22 protein-coding genes and 1 pseudogene are annotated in these 17,726 nt (G+C 62.5%); 19 read left to right on the top strand and 4 right to left on the bottom strand.

What is annotated here, in order from left to right:
• Positions 1 to 41: 41 nt before the first annotated feature.
• Positions 42 to 596, bottom strand: a complete 555-nt coding sequence (locus tag KIT02_RS10450; RefSeq protein ID WP_297577616.1) for a LexA family transcriptional regulator — start codon at positions 594 to 596, stop codon at positions 42 to 44.
• 93 nt (positions 597 to 689) lie between these two features.
• Between KIT02_RS10450 and KIT02_RS10445 the strand changes: the two genes are divergently transcribed.
• The 10 genes and pseudogenes from KIT02_RS10445 to KIT02_RS10400 form a co-directional block, all read left to right on the top strand.
• Positions 690 to 908, top strand: coding sequence for a helix-turn-helix domain-containing protein (locus tag KIT02_RS10445; RefSeq protein ID WP_297577615.1), 219 nt, complete (start codon positions 690 to 692; stop codon positions 906 to 908).
• The gene (locus tag KIT02_RS10440; protein ID WP_297577614.1) at positions 905 to 1,093 is read left to right on the top strand and encodes a hypothetical protein; all 189 of its coding nucleotides are present in this window, start codon (positions 905 to 907) and stop codon (positions 1,091 to 1,093) included. Before KIT02_RS10445 ends, KIT02_RS10440 begins: the two co-directional genes overlap by 4 nt.
• A 409-nt stretch (positions 1,094 to 1,502) precedes the next feature.
• Positions 1,503 to 1,985, top strand: coding sequence for a phage regulatory CII family protein (locus KIT02_RS10435; RefSeq protein WP_297577613.1), 483 nt, complete (start codon positions 1,503 to 1,505; stop codon positions 1,983 to 1,985).
• Positions 1,982 to 2,266 carry a hypothetical protein gene (locus tag KIT02_RS10430; RefSeq protein ID WP_297577612.1) on the top strand — a complete coding sequence of 95 codons (285 nt, stop codon included), beginning with the start codon at positions 1,982 to 1,984 and terminating at the stop codon, positions 2,264 to 2,266. Before KIT02_RS10435 ends, KIT02_RS10430 begins: the two co-directional genes overlap by 4 nt.
• Positions 2,263 to 2,505, top strand: coding sequence for a hypothetical protein (locus tag KIT02_RS10425; RefSeq protein ID WP_297577611.1), 243 nt, complete (start codon positions 2,263 to 2,265; stop codon positions 2,503 to 2,505). Before KIT02_RS10430 ends, KIT02_RS10425 begins: the two co-directional genes overlap by 4 nt.
• Complete coding sequence (locus KIT02_RS10420; RefSeq protein ID WP_297577610.1) at positions 2,502 to 3,608, top strand: hypothetical protein; 1,107 nt, start codon at positions 2,502 to 2,504, stop codon at positions 3,606 to 3,608. Before KIT02_RS10425 ends, KIT02_RS10420 begins: the two co-directional genes overlap by 4 nt.
• On the top strand, positions 3,605 to 3,847 hold the full coding sequence (locus KIT02_RS10415; RefSeq protein WP_297577609.1) for a hypothetical protein: 243 nt from the start codon (positions 3,605 to 3,607) through the stop codon (positions 3,845 to 3,847). The genes KIT02_RS10420 and KIT02_RS10415 overlap by 4 nt, the downstream gene beginning before the upstream one ends.
• Entirely contained in the window at positions 3,844 to 4,842 is a 999-nt protein-coding gene (locus KIT02_RS10410; RefSeq protein ID WP_297577608.1) for a DNA cytosine methyltransferase, read from the top strand. Before KIT02_RS10415 ends, KIT02_RS10410 begins: the two co-directional genes overlap by 4 nt.
• Positions 4,839 to 5,210 (top strand): hypothetical protein, encoded by a 372-nt coding sequence (locus KIT02_RS10405; RefSeq protein ID WP_297577607.1) that lies wholly within the window; start codon positions 4,839 to 4,841, stop codon positions 5,208 to 5,210. The genes KIT02_RS10410 and KIT02_RS10405 overlap by 4 nt, the downstream gene beginning before the upstream one ends.
• 74 nt (positions 5,211 to 5,284) lie before the next feature.
• Positions 5,285 to 5,431 (top strand): annotated as a pseudogene (locus KIT02_RS10400) (helix-turn-helix domain-containing protein); the annotation flags it as partial.
• Positions 5,432 to 5,436: 5 nt separating this feature from the next.
• On the opposite strand, the gene KIT02_RS10395 reads toward KIT02_RS10400, so the two are convergent.
• Both KIT02_RS10395 and KIT02_RS10390 read right to left on the bottom strand, forming a co-directional pair.
• The gene (locus tag KIT02_RS10395) at positions 5,437 to 5,856 is read right to left on the bottom strand and encodes a type II toxin-antitoxin system HicB family antitoxin (protein ID WP_297577605.1); all 420 of its coding nucleotides are present in this window, start codon (positions 5,854 to 5,856) and stop codon (positions 5,437 to 5,439) included.
• A gap of 39 nt (positions 5,857 to 5,895) precedes the next feature.
• Complete coding sequence (locus tag KIT02_RS10390) at positions 5,896 to 6,087, bottom strand: hypothetical protein (protein ID WP_297577604.1); 192 nt, start codon at positions 6,085 to 6,087, stop codon at positions 5,896 to 5,898.
• A gap of 92 nt (positions 6,088 to 6,179) precedes the next feature.
• On the opposite strand from KIT02_RS10390, the gene KIT02_RS10385 reads away from it, so the two are divergent.
• Positions 6,180 to 7,358 (top strand): CHC2 zinc finger domain-containing protein, encoded by a 1,179-nt coding sequence (locus KIT02_RS10385; protein WP_297577603.1) that lies wholly within the window; start codon positions 6,180 to 6,182, stop codon positions 7,356 to 7,358.
• Between the two features lie 8 nt (positions 7,359 to 7,366).
• On the opposite strand, the gene KIT02_RS10380 is transcribed toward KIT02_RS10385, so the two are convergent.
• Positions 7,367 to 8,089, bottom strand: a complete 723-nt coding sequence (locus KIT02_RS10380; protein ID WP_297577602.1) for a hypothetical protein — start codon at positions 8,087 to 8,089, stop codon at positions 7,367 to 7,369.
• 10 nt (positions 8,090 to 8,099) lie between these two features.
• Between KIT02_RS10380 and KIT02_RS10375 the strand changes: the two genes are divergently transcribed.
• The 8 genes from KIT02_RS10375 to KIT02_RS10340 all read left to right on the top strand — a co-directional run bounded on the left by KIT02_RS10375 (position 8,100) and on the right by KIT02_RS10340 (position 17,726).
• Complete coding sequence (locus tag KIT02_RS10375) at positions 8,100 to 9,944, top strand: phage/plasmid primase, P4 family (RefSeq protein WP_297577601.1); 1,845 nt, start codon at positions 8,100 to 8,102, stop codon at positions 9,942 to 9,944.
• A gap of 372 nt (positions 9,945 to 10,316) precedes the next feature.
• Positions 10,317 to 10,919: a hypothetical protein gene (locus KIT02_RS10370; protein ID WP_297577600.1), complete on the top strand. Its 603-nt coding sequence runs from the start codon at positions 10,317 to 10,319 to the stop codon at positions 10,917 to 10,919.
• 77 nt (positions 10,920 to 10,996) lie between these two features.
• Positions 10,997 to 11,800: a hypothetical protein gene (locus KIT02_RS10365; RefSeq protein WP_297577599.1), complete on the top strand. Its 804-nt coding sequence runs from the start codon at positions 10,997 to 10,999 to the stop codon at positions 11,798 to 11,800.
• A 133-nt stretch (positions 11,801 to 11,933) separates the two neighbouring features.
• A complete protein-coding gene (locus KIT02_RS10360; RefSeq protein WP_297577598.1) occupies positions 11,934 to 12,551 on the top strand; it encodes a hypothetical protein in 618 nt (205 codons plus the stop codon).
• Positions 12,551 to 14,536: a terminase gpA endonuclease subunit gene (locus KIT02_RS10355; RefSeq protein WP_297577597.1), complete on the top strand. Its 1,986-nt coding sequence runs from the start codon at positions 12,551 to 12,553 to the stop codon at positions 14,534 to 14,536. Before KIT02_RS10360 ends, KIT02_RS10355 begins: the two co-directional genes overlap by 1 nt.
• Positions 14,536 to 14,769, top strand: coding sequence for a DUF6148 family protein (locus KIT02_RS10350; RefSeq protein WP_297577596.1), 234 nt, complete (start codon positions 14,536 to 14,538; stop codon positions 14,767 to 14,769). The genes KIT02_RS10355 and KIT02_RS10350 overlap by 1 nt, the downstream gene beginning before the upstream one ends.
• Positions 14,770 to 16,353: a phage portal protein gene (locus tag KIT02_RS10345; RefSeq protein WP_297577595.1), complete on the top strand. Its 1,584-nt coding sequence runs from the start codon at positions 14,770 to 14,772 to the stop codon at positions 16,351 to 16,353.
• Positions 16,350 to 17,726, top strand: a complete 1,377-nt coding sequence (locus KIT02_RS10340; RefSeq protein ID WP_297577594.1) for a S49 family peptidase — start codon at positions 16,350 to 16,352, stop codon at positions 17,724 to 17,726. The genes KIT02_RS10345 and KIT02_RS10340 overlap by 4 nt, the downstream gene beginning before the upstream one ends.

Below are 17,726 nucleotides of genomic sequence, written 5' to 3'. Positions count from 1 at the left end.
GACCGCGATAATCGAGATGCATGCCAGTGCAATCAGTGCCCTCATCTCGGTTTTATCCAGTCAATGGGCGCTACCCATTCCAGAGCGACGTCCTCTATGGGGTCTGCATTCGCACTCAAGAGTGTCCAGAAGCCGGGTGAAAGCCCTGGTCGGATTGTTTTTACCAGCAAACGGCCATCGGCGAGCTGCGCGACGCCGATCTTGTTGACCATTTCATGAGGTGGAAGCTGCTTCGAATAGTAGAGGAGCCATCCATCAAAAAACACAGGGAGCATGCTTGCTCCGCTGACTTCGACGGCCACCGTTGATGACGATGGGTTGGGCGGGGCATCGACAAGTTCAATATCGTCGTTTTGAAGTGAATAGACGGCCTGACCTGCTCCAACCCTGCCCACCAGGGCGACTTTGGGTGTCGCGTCGTCGTCAAAGACATCCTGATAGAGCCGGAATATCGCGTCCCGGTTGTCCCCTTCGGGCTCGGTGCCTTTGAGCCATCGGTTCACTGTCGATTGGCTCACGCCAAGCGTCGCTCCGACCCTTTGCTGCGTCCAGCCGGGTTCTTTTAATATCGCCCTGATCATGTCTGTCGGTTTCATGCCAAACGACTAGCAATCCGTGAGTGGATAGAAAAATCCGAGCGCGGATATTTTTTGCTTGCATGTAATCCGTTTGCGCATAATATCCGGCTTATGACCCCGATCCGCTTCATTCGAACCAGATTGTTCCACCTTTCGCAGAGCGACTTTGCCACTTTGATTGGGCGAACTCAGGCGAGCGTGTCGCGCTGGGAAAGCGGCGGTCCTTTCACCAATGAGGACATGGCAGCAATTCGCGAAGCCGCGACAAGCAGAAGTATTGGTTGGGATGATCGCTATTTCTTCGAGCAGCCCGCCGAGGCCACGCCATGACCCGCACCCGCCCGATGACGCGAGCGGAGCGCGCCGCCATGGCGGATGCGCTGACCGACATGATCCGCGACGGGATGAAGGTGCGCAGCCTGTCCCTGGCCGGGCATGTCGTCGGCCCGCGCCGGATCGGAAGGATGGGGCGGATGGCCAAGCCCTCTGCCGCAACGCTGCGGGGGCCGGCATGATGGCGGCCGCTTCATTCATCGTCTTCAACACTGTCTTTGCGCCCGGACGCGAGGGCGCCTGTGCCGGACCCTGTCCCTGGGTCATCGGTGTCGCGGAGCCCTCCCGCGATCCCGGCGCTGGCGCCTTCTCGCCCCGGCGTGGGGAGAGACGCGCCGGGGGATGTTTCTCCCATCGACTGGCCGGAATGGTTGTCCGCTTCGCCCGAGGCGGCGCCGTTCCGGCCTTCTTTCGGGGTTGTTTCCGCCGCGCTCTCATCCGGTCCAATCGCTTGCCGCGCCCGGTTGAGGGCTTCGATGGCCTGCCGCAGGGCGGTGCTGGGCTGGTAGTGGGGAAATCTCTTGCTCATGGCGGGATCATGCGCAGAGCGCATGAGGGCTGTCACGGCGCAAACGGCCGGGGGGCTGCGCCATGACCGGACGGCAATTGCCCGCAAACGACTATGCCGCGATCAAGGCGGCGACCCGCAAGCTGATCAGCCATGCCGGTGGGCCGGTGGCGGCGGCAGCGGTGACGCGGGGCGGACACCAGAATATCGGCCGCTATGGCTCGGCCCAGCCCGATGACGGCGAACGCTTCATGCCGGCCGATGTCATCGCCGATCTCGAAAGCGAATGCGGCCAGCCGGTGCTCACCCGGGCCCTGGCCAAGCTGGGCGGTCACCTGTTGGTGCCCGAACCCGACGTGGTCAAATCCGGCACGGCGCTGGGTTCGATCACGGCCAAGGCGCTCAAGGAAACCTCGGATGTATTCGTGGCGCTGGCCGAAGGGCTGGGCGACGGGCGGCTCTGCGCGGCCGATGCGGCGCGGATCGAGGCGGAAGTCGAGGAAGCCATCATCAAGCTCCTGGCCCTGCGCTTTCAGGTGCGGGCGGAAGTGGAGGGCGGGGAATGAACACCTGGGCGAAGCCGGGCGCGAAATGCGTGTGCGTGTTGAGTAGCTGGGGTCACTGGGCGCCCGTTGGCCACGATGCCGACGCTGCCCCCGACTTCCCTGCCAATGGTGACATCTTGGTCATTGTTGAGGTTTTGAGCCGCGCGCGTGGCTTGTATCTTGGGTTTGCAGAGTACGGCGAAGCTTGCTTTCACATCGAGAATTTCAAGCCGGTCGTCGATCAATCTGACGATGTCGCCCTGTTCGTCCACCATCTTGAGCGGGCGGGTGAACGAGCATGACCCAGCGATCCAACCTGCGCGAGGTTCGCAACCCGGTTTTGGCTCTGCAAGGCGTCAAGCGTTTGCAGACGCTTCCGCCAGAAGTTCGCCAAGCTATCGCGGACCTGTTCGCTGATATCCGCGACGACGCTCGTGATAAGGCACAAAAATCGTGGCTCAAGAATAAAGGACCGATGGCGGCCTATTGGAAGGCAGTAGGCGCTTATGCTGAGCACATCCGGCGGGTGATCAAGCCATGACCCAGCAACTCGCCGTCTATGAACATGCCCGCGAGGCTCTGGCCGCTGCTGTCCGCTTCGACGAAGTGACACAAATCCATAGTGCGGCCGAGAAGGCCGAGGCCTACGCAAGGATCGCCAAGGACCGGAAACTGCAGGCTGACGCTGCCGAAATCGTGGCACGGGCAGAGCGCAAGCTCGGGATCATGCTGCGCCAGGCCAAGGATGGTGGCCTGCTGAGCAAGGGCGGTCGGCCGTCCAACAGCAACGTCAGCGAGCCTGAAACCGGTGCCGATACGGAACCGGTTTTCGACAATACGCCATTCACCCTCGCCGAGATCGGTGTCGACAAGAAGCTGTCCAGCCGTGCGCAAAAGGCGGCGGAGCTGGACGAAGAGACATTTGAAAGCGCCGTCACCGAGACGCGCGGGAAGATCGAAGCGGCCGACGCGCCTGTCGTCCGGGCGCCCAGGCCGAAACCGGTGAAGGCGCCGAAACCGGAACCCGTGAAGGCGCTGGAGCCGCGCAAGTGGCATCAATTCACCTTTTCGGTTCTGGCGCTGTGCATGAGAAGCGACCGGGTCGGCAGCGCGGCCATTCTCAAGCTGGCTGAATTCACCGGCGTGCTTGAGCGCGATGGCGATGCCGTCGATTTCACGCCCGAGGCCATCGAGGCCATGGGCAGTCTGGCCACGGCCGCGCTCAAGGCGCTGGATGGCGAACAGAATACCCAGGAGGGGTCCGGCACGGCTCGCGAGGCCTCCGGCGGTCAACCTCTCGCCGAGCAATCCGGTTCAGGCTCTGGCCCAGGCCAATCGCAAGGCGACATTGGAGGCCTGAAACACGGGACACAGTCCGCCCCTCATCCCCAACTCGCCAAGATCGAGCTGCGCGAAGCTTATGAGGGCGAAGTCGCCCTGCTGGCGCCGCACAAGGGCAAGCTGACCATGAAGCAGGCCGAGGCCGCCATGCGGGCCGGCTATGCTGCGGAGGTGCCGCTTGTGCTGATGGTCGAGGATCTCGGTCACCCGCATGGCACGATCGCCACCTGGGCCAACCGGCTCGGCCTGACCAATCCCGGCCGGATGCACGCGACCCAGAAGCGGTTTGGGGGTGACGAATGAGCCGCCCCGCACCCCGCATCGAGGTCAGAGATATCGTCGCCCGGGGCATTTTCGACCCGTCCGGCGCGCATCTGCTGGAAGTGGCGGTGCCGTCCGGCGTCGTCGGTATGCGCTTCACGCTGGCCCAGGTCGAACAGCTCAAGATAGCCATCACGGCCTTTGAAACCGAGGCCATCAGCAAGGATGGCGGCCCGGATTTCTACTATCGCAAAGCGGTTCCGCTGGAGGTTCGTCGGTGAATGTGGCTTTACATCCCGTCCCCAACAACCCCCGGCCCCTCCACGGCATCAGCCTCTGCACCGGCGGCGGCGGGCTCGACCTTGGACTTGAGCTTGCACTGCCAGCGGCTCGCAGCATCGTTATGGTGGAGAGGGAAGCCTTCGCCGTCGCGCACCTGGTTGCAGCGATCGAACAGGGTTTCCTGGCTCCAGCGGCTATCTGGTCGGATGTGCGAACCTTCGACGGCCGCCCATGGCGCGGCGTCGTGGATTTCCTCATTGGCGGCATCCCGTGCCAGCCGCACAGCCTTGCCGGAAAAAAGCGCGGAAGCCTCGACGAGCGCGACCTCTGGAGCCCGACGCGGCGGATCGTCGTCCAGGCGCGGCCTTGGTTCGGCCTCATCGAAAATGTCCGGGGGATGCTCTCGGCGGGGGCTGACGAAGTCGCTGGCGCCGCACGGGTTCTCCGAGACTTACGCAGACTTGGTTACGCGGTTGAATGCGGATTGTTCACGGCGGCTGAAACGGGCTCAAGCCACCTCCGCCCGCGGCTCTTCATCCTCTTCGTGGCCGACCCCGACGACAGCAGACAGCAAAGGCTCGTCAGGCGGCCCAGGGCGCAAGAGTTCGCTCCGGAACGAGGCGAACCTGCATTGGCCCACACCGACCTCGTTGAGCTACGGCGAGAGCCATCAGCCGGGCAACAGCAAGTCGATGAACGAGACCTTGCGCCTGGCCTCTATCCTCCCGGACCGTCCGATCTCGACGGATGGCGACGGGTCCTCGCACATTCGCCGGACCTTGAACCCTCTGTTCGTCGAATGGCTGATGGGCTGGCCGCCCGGCTGGACCTTAGTGGGCCTCACGCCGCCCGCGTCGACCGGCTCCGCCTGCTCGGCAACGGCGTTGTCAGCCTGGAAGGCGCGTATGCGTTCCGCACTCTCGTCACTCGCCTCGCCAGCACCGGCCATGCCGGCGCAGTTGAGCTTGCTCGGTTGATGGGGGCGCCAGCATGAACCTCCCTCTCCGCTATGAGGACTTTCTTGCCGCCAAGGTGGCGATGGCGCCGGTGTCCGGCTTCGTCGTCACCGATGACGACATCAATCCGCTGCTCAAGCCGCACCAGAAGGACATGGTGCGCTGGGCGTGCCTGGGCGGCCGCCGGGCGCTGTTCGCGGCCTTCGGACTGGGCAAGAGCTTCATGCAGATCGAGATCCTGCGCATCGTGCAGGCAAAATTCGGCGGCATGGCGCTGATCGTTGCGCCGCTGGGCGTGCGCCGCGAATTCATGGCCGATGTGCGCGTTCTCGCAACGGGTAAGCATCCCGACAAATATGCCGGCTTCAATCGTTGGCATGACCTGATCGACGAGGCGGGCCAATGAGCGACATCGCCTTCACCGCTCACCACGCGGCGCTGCGCCGCGCCATGGTCACGCTGGACCTGTCGCCGAGCGAGTTGCAGTTCCACTATGTGCGGGCCGTACTCGATGAAGAGGATGGCTGCATATCCGCGACGGCGCGGCGCCTGGGCATTCACCGCCGCACCCTGCAACGGATGCTGGACAAGCGGAGCCCCAAACCCAAGGTGAGGGCGGTGCTGTGAGCTTGTCAGGCTGCATCCTCAACGTGAACCACGATCTGCTTGCCCAGGGCGGCGAGCCCGGCCTCCATGCTGGCCAGCTTGGTGGCGTGATAGGGATCAAGCATACGGCGGATTTCGGTTTCCTGCTTGCCCAGGCGGGCAGCGAGCGCCACGCGGGTCAGGCCGGACTTCCGGAAGGCCTCGATGAAGGCGATCTTGATCATGACCTCGGCCGACAAGCTGACGGGCACGCCATCAGTTGCCTGGGCAACAGGCAAATCCATGCCGTCCTGCACATAGGTCAAGACCGCAATCTCAAGCGCGTCCTGCGCATTGGCGAGGGCCTCGGCGCGGGTATCACCCCCGGTGATGGCCTCGGGAACATCGGGAAACGTGACGAGCAGGGCGGCGCCATCGGCCTCCAGCTTCGCCATATAGGGCTTCATAATCGAACCTCCTGCCATCCGTGGCGCTTTTGCCGGGGCTTAAAGCCCCAGCTGTTTGCGGATCACTTTTTCCATCGTCGGGGTGATCTCTCCCGATTTGATGACCGAGAAACGGCCGTTGAACCGAACGACACAGTGGCCGCCCTTGCCGCGCGCCATGTCCACGACCAGTTCAAGACCTGCCGCCTTGGCATCCTTGTTCAGCTGGCGGAGGAGTTGGTCGCGTTTCATTTCCGGGCCCTTTCGTTGCTCCTGTTGTCGCACAAAAATGTTCGATGCACAAGAATATTCGCACAAAAATGTGCGAAAAGTTGGGGTGCGCAATGACGCTTTCTCCGGAGTTTGCCGCCCTGCGCGATGAGGCCATGCAGACCAGTTGCGAAAGCTGGGCGATGCGCGCGCGCTGGAAACTCGCGCCGGGTATCGACCGCGCGGGGCCTTGCCCGGTCTGTGGCGGCACCGACCGGTTTGCCATCCACACCAAGAAGAACACTTTCAATTGCCGCGGCTGCGGCATGAGCGGCGCCGGGGTCATCGATCTGGTCATGGCCACGCAAAACGTGCCGTTCGTCGAGGCCTGCGAGATCGTGACCGACCGAAAGGCCTCCGAACCGCTCGATCCGGTGCGCGCCCGTCGCATCGCGGAAGAAAATGTCGCCGCCGACCAGCGACGGGCCGAAGAGGCGGCGCGCTATCGCGAACAGGCGCGGCGCGATGGCTGGCGAATCTTTTCGGAGGCTCGCGCCAATGCCGGCCGGGACAATCTCTCGCGCTATCTCAGCCTGCGCGGCGTCGGCTTCGGCCTGATCGGCCGCCATGTTCCGCCCGATGCCATCAAGCTCTGGGAGCATCCACACCTGCCCCTGGTCGAACATATCGGCGGGCAGTGGGTGACGGTCCATACCGGCCCGGCCATGGTCGCGGCCGTGCAACAGCCGGATGGCAAGTTTGGTGCCTCCCATGCCACATGGCTCGATCTCGACCAGCCCAAGGGTAAGGCCGATCTTGGCCTGCATCCGGAGAAGAACAAGCCGATACCATCCAAGAAGGTGCGTGGCACAAAACAGGGCGGCGTCATCCGGCTCTACACTCCGGCACATCCATCCCGGATTGTCATGGGGGAGGGCATCGAGACGACGCTAACCGCCCTGGCCCATAATTTCGAGCCGGACACGGCCTATTGGGCCGGGGTGGACCTGGGCAATATGGCCGGCAAGGCCATGCGCGACCAGGCCGGGCGCTTGATGCACGGCCTGCCCGATCTCGATGACTGGGATTGTTTCCTGCCGCCCGACTGGTGTGCGGAACTGCTTTATCTCACCGATGGCGACGAACCGGAAAAACACCCGATCGAGAAGGTGACGCGCGGCCTGATGCGTGCCCAGGCGTGGCGCGAGCGTCGGCTCGCCGAAAATCCGTCACTGCCGGTGCTGGACTGCGCCTTTGTCGAGCCGGTGGGCGAGGGGAAAGACCTCAATGATCTCGTGCGGGTGATGCTGTGAGGTCAGCGTCACAATTCCACTCGATCCAAGTATTTGAGCAAGAATTCCTTTTGCCTTTTTGCCAGGTCTTCCCACCCAATCCGATTAAGAAGTTCGGTGTCTGCATTCAACTTGTAGTCGATGTCATCAATTTTAACCTTCTCAGGGTCACAGAGTCTGGTGAATGCAATTTCACAAATTGCAGAGCAAGTGGTTTTCATAGACAATTTTCGGGTAGAGCTATCCGTTTCTGCTTTCCAATGTCTGGCGTGAAGCACAGCCAGACCAACCATATGGTCAAGAGTGCTAGCTATATTTGGTCGAAGAGACCAAAATTTCATGTTCTCCGCCATTATATCTTGAAGTTTATCTATTGTTGCTTCGGGATTATCCGCCGCGAGCACGTAAAGGGAAGTTTGCCTAAACCGTGCGAGCAAAGTGGCAACATTTTCGTCAATCATGTGTTGTCGAAGCTGCTCGGCTTCCAGGCGTTTTACCTTCCGGTCAATTGCGCTGTTGAGGAAGATTGCACTGGCCGCCACAACAGCCAGAATTCCTGCCCCGAGCGTGGTGTCGACCCATCGGAGCATCACAACATCGGCACCCCAGTTCCCAAGTGCCGTTACCCAACATTCACCGAGGGCCACCTCGCCGCAGCCTACCCGGCCCATCCACGCCCAGAGGTAAAGGCCAAGCCAGATTATTGGGACCACTGCGAGCAGTGGCAGCCATTGTTTGATCTCGAATTTCATAGAGCCCCCCATGTCTGACGATACGGAAAACGATCTGTCCGAAGCCGTCAAGAAAGCTGCGGCGCGCAAGCGCACCGTCAAGCTCGGCGTCATCGAGGGCGGCAAAGGCGCCGAAGCGGAGCAAAAGCCGTCGCGGCCGCCGCGTGCGCGAAAGAACCAGGATGCACCGCCACCGGCCGACAGCGATGATCCGGGGCCGGGTCTCGATGACATTGTCGACGGCCCACCGGTCGATTCCGATGACCTGGACGGGGCGCGGCATTGCGCCGGATGGGACCAGAATGACCGCGATAATGCCCGGCGGCTAATCTACTGGTTCGGCCTCAATCTGGCCTATATCCCCGGCATGGGCTGGCTGACCTTCACCGGCACGCATTGGCTGCGCGACGAGGGCGAATTGCAGGTGGCGCGCTTTGCCCAGAATGTCGTGGACAAGCTCAAGCTCGAGGCGGCCGTTCTGGAACATTCGCCAGGCGTCGTGCGCCTGCTCGAGGCGGCGACCAAGGCCGAGAAAAAACCGGAAGATGAGCGATCGGCGGCCGACCGCAAGTTGATCCGCTCGGCCGAGAGCGCGCAGAAGATCCTTGGCGAACGCAAATCGAAGCGCCGGGCCTTTGCCATAACCTCGGGCAATCGGGGGCGGACTATCGCCATGCTGGCGCAGGCCGAAAGTATGCGGGCAATCGATCCCGCGCGGCTTGACGCAAACCCAATGAAATTCAACTGCCGCAATGGTACGATCACATTCGGCCGGGAGCTCGACCCGGAGCGGCCCGAGGGCAGCGATCGCAAGGCCGGTTCAATTGCGTTTTCTGGCATGGCCGACCGCGACGACATGATCACCAAAGTCGCCGATGTCGACTACGACCCGGACGCGACTTGTCCGGATTTTTTGGACTTTCTCGAAAAGGTTCAGCCCGATCCGACCATCCGAACGTTTCTGCAGGTCGCACATGCCTATGCCCTGCTGATCAGCGGCAATGACGAGCAGATCGTGCTGTTTCACTATGGGCAGGGCGCCAACGGAAAATCGGTGTTTATCGAAACGATCGGCCGCCTGGCCGGCATCTATCGCGCCGTCGTATCGCCTGAAACCTTTACCGGCGACCAGCAGAAGCAGGGCCAGCAGGCAAGCCCCGACATTGCCCGCCTGCACAATACCAATCTGGTGACCGTTGAAGAGCTGCCGCGCGGCATTGGGCTCAAGGAAAACATGATCAAGGCCGCCTCGGGCGGCACGAAACTGGTAGCCCGGTTCCTGCAAAAGGAATTCTTCGAATTCGACCCGCGCTTCACCACGGTCATGAGCGGCAACGATATGCCGCAGGTCTCGGGCACCGATTACGGCATCTGGCGCCGGCTCAAGATCGTGCCCTGGAAGGTGACGATTCCGGAAGGCGAGCGCGTGCCCTTCGGGGAAATGCTGCGCCGGTTCGATGCCGAGCGGTCGGGCATTCTCAACTGGTTGATCGAAGGGCTCATGCTTTGGCTGGCCAATGGCCTGACACCTTATCTGCCCGCCGAGGTCCGCAGCTTCACCGAGGATTATCGCGAGGAACGCGACCAGGTGGGCGTGTTCGTCGAAAGCTGCCTGCACAAAGTGCCGGGCAACAAGGTGCAGGCCAGCGATGTCTATGGCGCTTATGAGAAATGGTGCAAGGCCAATGGCCTCAAACCCTATCAGCAGACCGCCTTCGGCCTCCGGCTCAACGCCCTGGGCATTCGCAAGGAAAAAGGCCGCGTCTATCACTATCTCGATGTGAAACTGGGCGACATTCCCGATATCGCCGACCCCCGCGACCCCGTACCCCCTCGACCGCATGGCGACCCCGGCTGGACGCCGGAGCGCCTCTAGCGCACTGGCACGCACCCCGCACCCCTTTGGTGGAGAGCAAGCAGAAGTCGCAACCCTCGCACCGCGCCTGAGGCGCGGCGACAGCGAGGGATTGCGAGAGTTCGCGAGGGGTGAAATGAGAAACTCTCGCGCTGAAAACAATATATAAATCAGCTATTTAAGCGCATTCTGCGAGGGTTGCGAGGGTTTTGCTCGCGTATAGTCTAGTGCAAGGGGTGCGGGGTGTTGTTGGTTTCATGTGTGTAAGGGCAACCCTCGCTACTCTCGCAACCCTCGCTGCGCCCCGTTTTCCGGGCCTTTTTCATAGCGATGGTTATCACCAAACCCTCGCTAACCCTCGCAAGAGGAAAAGAAGAGAGAAAGAGGACGCCGATGCCAAAGGCAATGGATGTCGAAGACCTGGTGATCTGGGCCTTTCGAGACCAGAAGATCGAGGCGGTGGCGGCACGGCTGGCGGGTCCGATCGGGCGACAGCCGTCGCCGGAGAGCAATCTGGCGCAAATTCTCGCCCTGGGCTGTCGGGTCGATACGTCCTCGGCCGGTGCCATGCATATGGCGGTGCAATGCCACGAGGACGCGGCGGTGATCTACGATGCGGTCATGGCGCTGCCGGCAGAGGCGTGGGAGTTGGTGATCCGTCATGGTCGGAATGCCACGCGGCCGGACTGGTACGAGGATGGACCGGGCCGGTGGGTCGAGCAATTGGACGCCAAGGGAAACCAGAAAAAGCAGTATATCGACCCGACCAACCGCAAGGGCTTCATCGGCTATGCGCGGCCATTGTTGGAAGGCAACGATCCCAGAGTGGTTGACGAGGCGCGACAGGCCTACAGGGTGTGGCATTGCGCGCTCGCCGACATGGTCGTCCTGCTCAATGCGGAAATGGTCTCGCATGAGGCCACGGGGCCCGTGGCCTCCGCCATGCCTTGGGAAGATGCAGATGGCCTATTGACGACTACGGAAAAATTGACATAGCTTCACCACAACAAATCAGGTCTTGAGACAGGCGCATCGGGAAACCGGGGCGCCTTTTGCGTGTCCGGGGTGTGTCGATGGCAGTGCCGGTCGTCGCCCGGCAGGGCAATGCGCTGATGTCGCTGTCCTTCCAGGCCGATATCGACAGCCTGCGCAGCGAATTGCCGGAATGGGCGGGACGGCGGATCAATTCGATCACCCGCAATGCGCTCAATGATGCAATCGAAGATGCGCGCTGGGCCGAGCAGGACAAGATCAGGGGCGTGTTCGATCGGCCCCGGCCCTTGACGGAAAAGGCGCCGCTCTACCGCAAGGCCACCAATGAGACGCTGACGGCCTGGGTCTATATCCGGGACGAAGCCAGCGGCGGGACGGCACCGGCCAAGTATCTGATGCCGCAGGTCCTGGGTGGCAAGCGCGGCGCCAAGCGGTTCGAAACAGCCCTGCGGGCCATTGGCGTGATGGACGCCCATGAGTTCGCCATCCCGGCCATCGGGTACAAGCGGGATGCCTATGGCAATGTCCCCGGCTCGACCATCGTCGCCATCCTGTCGCAGCTCAAGGCGCATCGGGATGTCGGCTACATGATGAACGAGACGGCCCCATCGGCGGCGCGTAATCGCCGGAGCGGCAAGGCGCGCTACTTCGTGCCGTCCGGAGTGCGATCGGAGAAGGCAATCGGCAGGCTGCCACGGGGCATTTATGAGCGGCGCGGTAATGCGATCCGTGCGGTGTTCATGTTCGTCCGGCAGCCGACCTATCGAAAGCGGTACGACTTTGGCCAGGCCGCCTCGGCCAAGGTCAGCCGCGTGTTCTGGTCCTACTGGGAGCGGCACTTCTACGCCGAACTGCGCAAGCATCAGGCGCGACTGGTCTCGTGAAACAATGTTCCACGGCCTTTGGGTCCTTTCAGACCCTCGCGCCCCGCGGGTAATTCGGGCCCCGGGCTTTGGCCAGTCTGACTGGTTTTTTAGAGCCTAAAGAGCGCTCTAAACAGGAGCCTAAAGAGCTAAAATGCAGACGATGTCCAAGGGCGACTTTGCCCGGGAGTGCAATGTCACGCCCGGCCGGGTCAGCCAATGGCTCAGCGAGGGTGTGATCGGGCTGGATTGCCTCGACGGCGAGGGGCGGAATGCGCGCATCATCGTCGATCGGGCTAAGGCGCAAATCGCCCTCAGGCGTGATCCTGGACAAGCCATGGGCAACGGGCTGGGCACGCGGCTCGATGTCGGTCCGGTCGAGCAGGACCCTTCCGATGGACCGCAACGGGTGCAGAAGCGCGATGACGTGGCGCATCAGATCCAGCTCGAGCGTCTTGAGCAGGAGAAGCGCAGGAATCGACGCGAGACCATCGACGAGCAGGAGCGCCTCGGCACGCTGGTGCCGGCAGGCGAGGTACGGGCGCAGATGACGCGCCTGGCGCAGCAGGTCGATGAGGCCAATGGCGCCATGCTGGCGGACTTCGCAGCGGCCATAGCCGCGCGGTTCGAAATACCGCAGCGCGACGTGTTGCACGAGCTGCGCCGGGTCCGAACGGAAAAGAAGGCCTCCGAGGCCGAGCGCGCACGCGGCCGTGCGCAGTCGATGACGGAAACGGTGGAAATGGTCGTTGGCGAGGGGGCGGACGCGTGATGCAGATGATCGTCAATGTCGCCAATGCCGAGCGCCTCGCGACAGAAGTCTTTGCGGACGTGATGACGCCGCCGCCACCCGTCGACTACCTCGGATGGGCGGAGAGCAACATCGTCTTTTCGCAGCGCGAGAGCCCGATGCCGGGCCCTTACAACCGCGACCTGTTCTTCTACTTCGACGAAATCCTGCGGGCCCTGTCGCCGGATGACCCCTGTCGCGTCGTGACGATGGCGAAGTCTGCGCAGCTCGGCGGGACAGTGCTTGCGAACATTTTTTGTGGTGGGTCGATGGACATGGACCCGGGGGATTTCCTGTATGTCCATCCGACCGAGAACAATGCACAGCGCTGGAGCAAGATGAAGCTCTCGCCCATGCTCAAGGGCACCACGGCACTGTCCAAGGTGTTCCCCAGCAAGGCGCGCGATGGGCTTGATAGCGTGCTCTACAAGGAGCGGCTGGACGGCAAGGGCGCCATCCAGATTTCCGGAGCAAACTCGCCGGCATCGCTGTCCCAGGTGACCATGAAGCGCCAGGTACAAGATGACCTGGCCAAGTGGGAAATGAACGCCGCCGGTGATCCTGAGACGCAGGCCGACAGCCGCAGCCAGGCGCATGAGTTCGCCAAGATATTCAAGATATCGACGCCGCTTGTCGAACCTGGATGCCGGATCAGCAAGGCATTCGAGCAGGGCAGTCAGGAAAAACTCTATCTGCCGTGCCCGCACTGCGGTCATTCCCAAACGCTTGAGTGGGAGAATTTTCTCGCCAATCTCGATGAGGAGCATCCCGAGCGCTCGCACTTCCTTTGTGTCGAGCCGAATTGCGGCGGCGTCATCGAAGACTGGCACCGCCCGCAAATGTTTGCCGCGGCGAAGGCGAAAGAGAGTGATCCCCAGAAGCCGGAAGCGGCCTGGCGCGCATCAAATCCTGGCGCCAAGCGGGTCCATCGCTCCTTTCACCTATGGTCGGCATACTCGCTGCTGCAGAGTTTCGAGCGCATTGCTCGCGCCTGGTTGACGGGTCGCGGAAATCCGGCCTCGGAGCAGACTTTCTTCAACGATGTTGTCGGCCGCGCCTATCGCACCCTTGGTGACGCGCCATCCTGGGAACTGCTGCGGGACCGTGGGGCAAAATCAGAGCGCGAGCGGGGCCGTATTCCAGTCGGCCACGTCATTGTCACCTGCGGGGTCGACTGCCAGAAAGATCGGGTCGAGTGGCAGGTCGTAGCATGGGGGCGAGAACATAGGCGGGCGATTGTCGATCATGGCGTCTTTCCCGGACACATATCGTCCGACCAGGCCCGGGCGTTCCTCGACGGTCTGCTGAAGCAGGGGTTTGCCAATGCTTATGGCCGCCGCCTCGAAATCGACGTGCTGGCGATCGACGGCAATGCCTGGACCGACGATGTCTGGGGCTGGGCCAAGAGACATCCGGCTAGCCGGGTGATTATGGTCCGAGGCGTAGGCTCCGAAGCCGCGCCGCTGCTGATCGGCGTGAAAAAGGAAGTGAACCGGCAGGGCAAGCGACTGCCCTATAGCAAGCGGTTCTTCAACTTCGCGACGTCGGTGTTGAAAATGGCGCTGTACCGCAACCTGGCCAAAGATGACCAGTCGGAACGCGGATATGTCGATCTGCCCAGCGGCTTCGACGACGAGTTCTATCGACAGGTGACGGCGGAGAGCCGGAAGCGTGTCACGACACGGCAGGGCTTTGAGCACTATGTCTGGGTCAAGGACCCTAACCAGGCCAATGAAGGCCTGGATACGCATTTGCAGGCCGAGGCGGCCTTTATCCGCATCGCGGGCCCGACCCGCGCACTGATGGATAGCGTCTGGGAGCGGTATGAGCGGGAGCGGGACAGTGTTCCCGCTCCGGTGCAGGGCGACCTTGAAGATTTGCTGGCGCAAGCGCCGACGCCGCAACCGGCCCTGGCGCCGTCGGCACAGTCCGCGCGGTCGCGTGTCCGGAAATTGAGGATAAATTGATGGCTGGAATTACGCTGGCGCAGGCGGAGGCCAAGTTGGCCTTGTGGCTTGCGGCCGAGGAAGCTCTCGCAACCAGCCAGGAGTACGCCATCGATGTCGATGGCTCGCGGCGAATGCTCAAGCGGTCGGACCTGGCCGAGGTGAGCAAGCGCATCGACTATTGGAATGGCAAAGTGCAATCGCTGACCGCCGCAACGGCAGGACGCTCCCGCACAAGGTATTTGGTGAACTAGATGGCCGTTGCAAAGCGGAACTCACTGCGCGGGCGCGCCGCCTTGGCCCTCGCGGGCCTCGGCACGTCCATCAATCGCGGATTTACCGGTGCGGCAATGTCGGTGGCCGGACTATCACCCGGACGCGGCGGATATCAGGCGGGTAACCGCAATAGCCGCCGCACCCGCAACTGGAAGGCCGGCGAGGGCAGTCCCGCGACAGACATCCTGCCGGACCTGGGCACATTGCGCGGGCGTTCCCGTGATCTTGAGCGCAACCACCCGCTGGTGGCCGGCGCCATGGCAACCAAGACCAATGGCGTTGTCGGTACCGGCCTTGTGCTGCGCAGCGTGATCGACGGCGATGTGCTGGGGATCACGGACCCGGCTGAACGGGCGGCGCTTCAGTATCAGATCGAGCGCGAGTGGGAGATTTTCGAGGCCGAGTGTGACTGGACCGGTCAGCAGCATTTTCAGGACATGCAGCGGCTGATGTACCGATCCGCTCGCGTGTCCGGCGATATCGGCATCGGGCGGCGTTTCCGGAAGCGGCGCGGCGAAACCTACGGCACCCGCGTGGTGCTGATTGAGGCTGACCGCATCGGCAATCCTAACCGGCAGCCGGACACCCAAGTGCTCCAGGGCGGTGTGCAGCGCACGCGCGACGGCGAAGAACTTGGTTACTGGATTGCCGATCGGCATCCCGGCGATCTCACCGCAACTGCGATGCAGTGGTCGTATATCGCCCGTCGCGGTGCGCAATCCGGCATGGTTCAGTTTCTACTGCCGCGCCAGTTTTCGCGCCCGGGGCAGGTGCGCGGAGTGCCGCTGTTCGCGCCGATCATCGAGCAGCTCAAGCAGTTGAGCGACTACACCGATGCCGAAATCAAGGCGGCTGTCAACGACGCCTATCTGTTTGCATTCGAAAAGACCGGCCTTGGCGACGACGGGGAGCCATTGCTGACCAATCCGCAGGGTCAGCAGGATGAGACCGGCGAACTTACGCTAGAGGACCTGACAATAACCACACTGCCCTATGGCAGTGACATCGAAGTCAAGAAGCCCGAGCGTCCGAACGCCGCATTCGGCGATTTCGTGCGGTCGTTCTGCGAATATATCGGCGTGGCGCTGAGCCTGCCCTACGAGGTGCTGCTGATGCACTTCAATTCGAGTTTCTCCGCATCGCGTGGTGCCCTCGAGGTTGCCTACAAGGCCGACCAGGTCGACCAGGCATGGCTGATCCGCAGCGCGATCGACCAGATCAGGCTCTGGCAGTTCACGGAAATGGTTGCCCTCGGCCGCTTCGATGCGCCGGGATTTTTCGATGATCCGATCAAGCGCAATGCCTGGCTCGGTCGTGTCTGGGTCGGTCCGACCCGCATCCAGATAAACCCGCAGGTCGAATCTAACTCGGACAAGACCGACATCGAAATGGGCGTGAAGACCCGCGAACAGGTGATGACCGAGCGCACGGGCGGCGATTTCGACACCAAGAGCGCGCAGATCCTTCACGAACGCAAAACACTGGGCAGGGAACCGTCCGGCCCCGCGCCCGCGCGCAATGACGAAACCAACAACGATGGCACGGATCGGAGCCAGCCATGACCGCACTTGCTCGCATCGCTGACCTGGTGCTGAACCAGCCACTCCTGCTGACCCCTGAAAAGGCCGAGGTTGTCGCAGGAGTGCTGGCCGGTCGGATTGGCATCGACGGCCCCGATCTCAGCCGTTTTGAAGGGTCGCCCGTATTGATCGAGCCGGATGGCTCGCGCCGGGCGCGGCCATTCAATGTGTCGAATGGGATCGGGATCATCACGATCACGGGGTCGCTCGTGAACCGTGGTGCATGGATTGGGGCATCGTCTGGTCTGACTTCCTATGAGGGCATCCAGTTCCAGCTCAAGCAGGCCGACAAGGCCAACGATGTGCGGGCCCTTGTCCTGGACATGCATACGCCAGGTGGTGAGGCCGTGGGCGCATTCGAGACGGCCGCCATGGTGCGAGACATCGCGACCCGAAAGCCGGTTGTTGCCGTGGTGAACGGCGTGGCGGCCTCGGCTGGGTATCTCATCGCCAGCGGTGCCACGGAAATCGTCACGACATCGTCTGGCGTGTCGGGGTCGATCGGTGTCGTCAGCCTGCATGTGGATGCCTCGGGCAAGCTGGAACAGGACGGTCTCAAGCCGACGCTGATCATTGCCGGCGCCCACAAAGCAGACGGCCATCCGTTCGGGCCATTGCCGGACAGCGTGCGTGCCGATTGGCAGGCGCGGATTGACGGACTTTATGCCGACTTCGTGAACGCCGTGGCGGCAGGACGCGGGAAGCGCATGTCGGCGGATGCAGCGCGCGCAACTGAAGCCCGAATCTACACTGGACAACAGGCGGTCGATATCGGCCTGGCCGACCGCGTCGGTACCTTTGAATCGGTCCTTTCGGACCTGACCCGCGCCCCCGGGCGCTCTCCCTCGCAGAAAGGACGAACCATGAGCGAGACCAACGGCGCACCCGCGGCCGAAACCAATGCGGGACTGACCCAGGCCGATCTCGACGCGGCCGTGGCCAAAGCCCTCGCCGATGTCGATACCAAGCATCAGGCTTCCATGAGGTCGGAACGCGAGCGGGTCGTCGGGCTCGATGGCCTCGTGCCGCATGTGAAGGGCAATGCCGATGGTCTCAAGATCATCGCCGATGCCAAGGCTGATGGCAGTTCTCCGGCGGACACCGCTCTGGCGCTCGTCAACGCGGGAGTATTCGCCAAGGCATCCGTGCTTGGTGCCCTGGAAGGCGATGATGCCGATGCATCGGCGGCCGCGCCGGCCGGGGAAGGCGAGGGCAAGCCTGTCGCCCAGACCCCCGAGGGCTGGAAAGCCGAATGGGAGGCCAGCGAGACGCTGCAGGCCGACTTCCCGAAGGTCGAGCACTACGTGAACCTCAAGAAGCATGAGGCCCGCAAGCCGGGCAAGAAAGGAGCCTGA

The sequence above is a fragment of the Devosia sp. genome (genome assembly GCF_025809055.1).
Taxonomy (GTDB): domain Bacteria; phylum Pseudomonadota; class Alphaproteobacteria; order Rhizobiales; family Devosiaceae; genus Devosia.
Note: the sequence above shows the minus strand (reverse complement) of the source record. Positions and strands in the feature narration are given on the sequence as shown.

What these genes read in the sequence shown, in the direction of transcription:
- KIT02_RS10375 (WP_297577601.1), top strand. Translation starts at nt 8,100, where the DNA reads ATGTCTGACGATACGGAAAACGATCTGTCCGAAGCCGTCAAGAAAGCT.
- KIT02_RS10360 (WP_297577598.1), top strand. Translation starts at nt 11,934, where the DNA reads ATGCAGACGATGTCCAAGGGCGACTTTGCCCGGGAGTGCAATGTCACG.
- KIT02_RS10340 (WP_297577594.1), top strand. Translation starts at nt 16,350, where the DNA reads ATGACCGCACTTGCTCGCATCGCTGACCTGGTGCTGAACCAGCCACTC.
- KIT02_RS10345 (WP_297577595.1), top strand. Translation starts at nt 14,770, where the DNA reads ATGGCCGTTGCAAAGCGGAACTCACTGCGCGGGCGCGCCGCCTTGGCC.
- KIT02_RS10405 (WP_297577607.1), top strand. Translation starts at nt 4,839, where the DNA reads ATGAACCTCCCTCTCCGCTATGAGGACTTTCTTGCCGCCAAGGTGGCG.
- KIT02_RS10415 (WP_297577609.1), top strand. Translation starts at nt 3,605, where the DNA reads ATGAGCCGCCCCGCACCCCGCATCGAGGTCAGAGATATCGTCGCCCGG.
- KIT02_RS10440 (WP_297577614.1), top strand. Translation starts at nt 905, where the DNA reads ATGACCCGCACCCGCCCGATGACGCGAGCGGAGCGCGCCGCCATGGCG.
- KIT02_RS10450 (WP_297577616.1), bottom strand. Translation starts at nt 596, where the DNA reads ATGAAACCGACAGACATGATCAGGGCGATATTAAAAGAACCCGGCTGG.
- KIT02_RS10355 (WP_297577597.1), top strand. Translation starts at nt 12,551, where the DNA reads ATGCAGATGATCGTCAATGTCGCCAATGCCGAGCGCCTCGCGACAGAA.
- KIT02_RS10370 (WP_297577600.1), top strand. Translation starts at nt 10,317, where the DNA reads ATGCCAAAGGCAATGGATGTCGAAGACCTGGTGATCTGGGCCTTTCGA.
- KIT02_RS10395 (WP_297577605.1), bottom strand. Translation starts at nt 5,856, where the DNA reads ATGAAGCCCTATATGGCGAAGCTGGAGGCCGATGGCGCCGCCCTGCTC.
- KIT02_RS10385 (WP_297577603.1), top strand. Translation starts at nt 6,180, where the DNA reads ATGACGCTTTCTCCGGAGTTTGCCGCCCTGCGCGATGAGGCCATGCAG.
- KIT02_RS10350 (WP_297577596.1), top strand. Translation starts at nt 14,536, where the DNA reads ATGGCTGGAATTACGCTGGCGCAGGCGGAGGCCAAGTTGGCCTTGTGG.
- KIT02_RS10420 (WP_297577610.1), top strand. Translation starts at nt 2,502, where the DNA reads ATGACCCAGCAACTCGCCGTCTATGAACATGCCCGCGAGGCTCTGGCC.
- KIT02_RS10435 (WP_297577613.1), top strand. Translation starts at nt 1,503, where the DNA reads ATGACCGGACGGCAATTGCCCGCAAACGACTATGCCGCGATCAAGGCG.
- KIT02_RS10365 (WP_297577599.1), top strand. Translation starts at nt 10,997, where the DNA reads ATGGCAGTGCCGGTCGTCGCCCGGCAGGGCAATGCGCTGATGTCGCTG.
- KIT02_RS10390 (WP_297577604.1), bottom strand. Translation starts at nt 6,087, where the DNA reads ATGAAACGCGACCAACTCCTCCGCCAGCTGAACAAGGATGCCAAGGCG.
- KIT02_RS10380 (WP_297577602.1), bottom strand. Translation starts at nt 8,089, where the DNA reads ATGAAATTCGAGATCAAACAATGGCTGCCACTGCTCGCAGTGGTCCCA.
- KIT02_RS10430 (WP_297577612.1), top strand. Translation starts at nt 1,982, where the DNA reads ATGAACACCTGGGCGAAGCCGGGCGCGAAATGCGTGTGCGTGTTGAGT.
- KIT02_RS10425 (WP_297577611.1), top strand. Translation starts at nt 2,263, where the DNA reads ATGACCCAGCGATCCAACCTGCGCGAGGTTCGCAACCCGGTTTTGGCT.
- KIT02_RS10445 (WP_297577615.1), top strand. Translation starts at nt 690, where the DNA reads ATGACCCCGATCCGCTTCATTCGAACCAGATTGTTCCACCTTTCGCAG.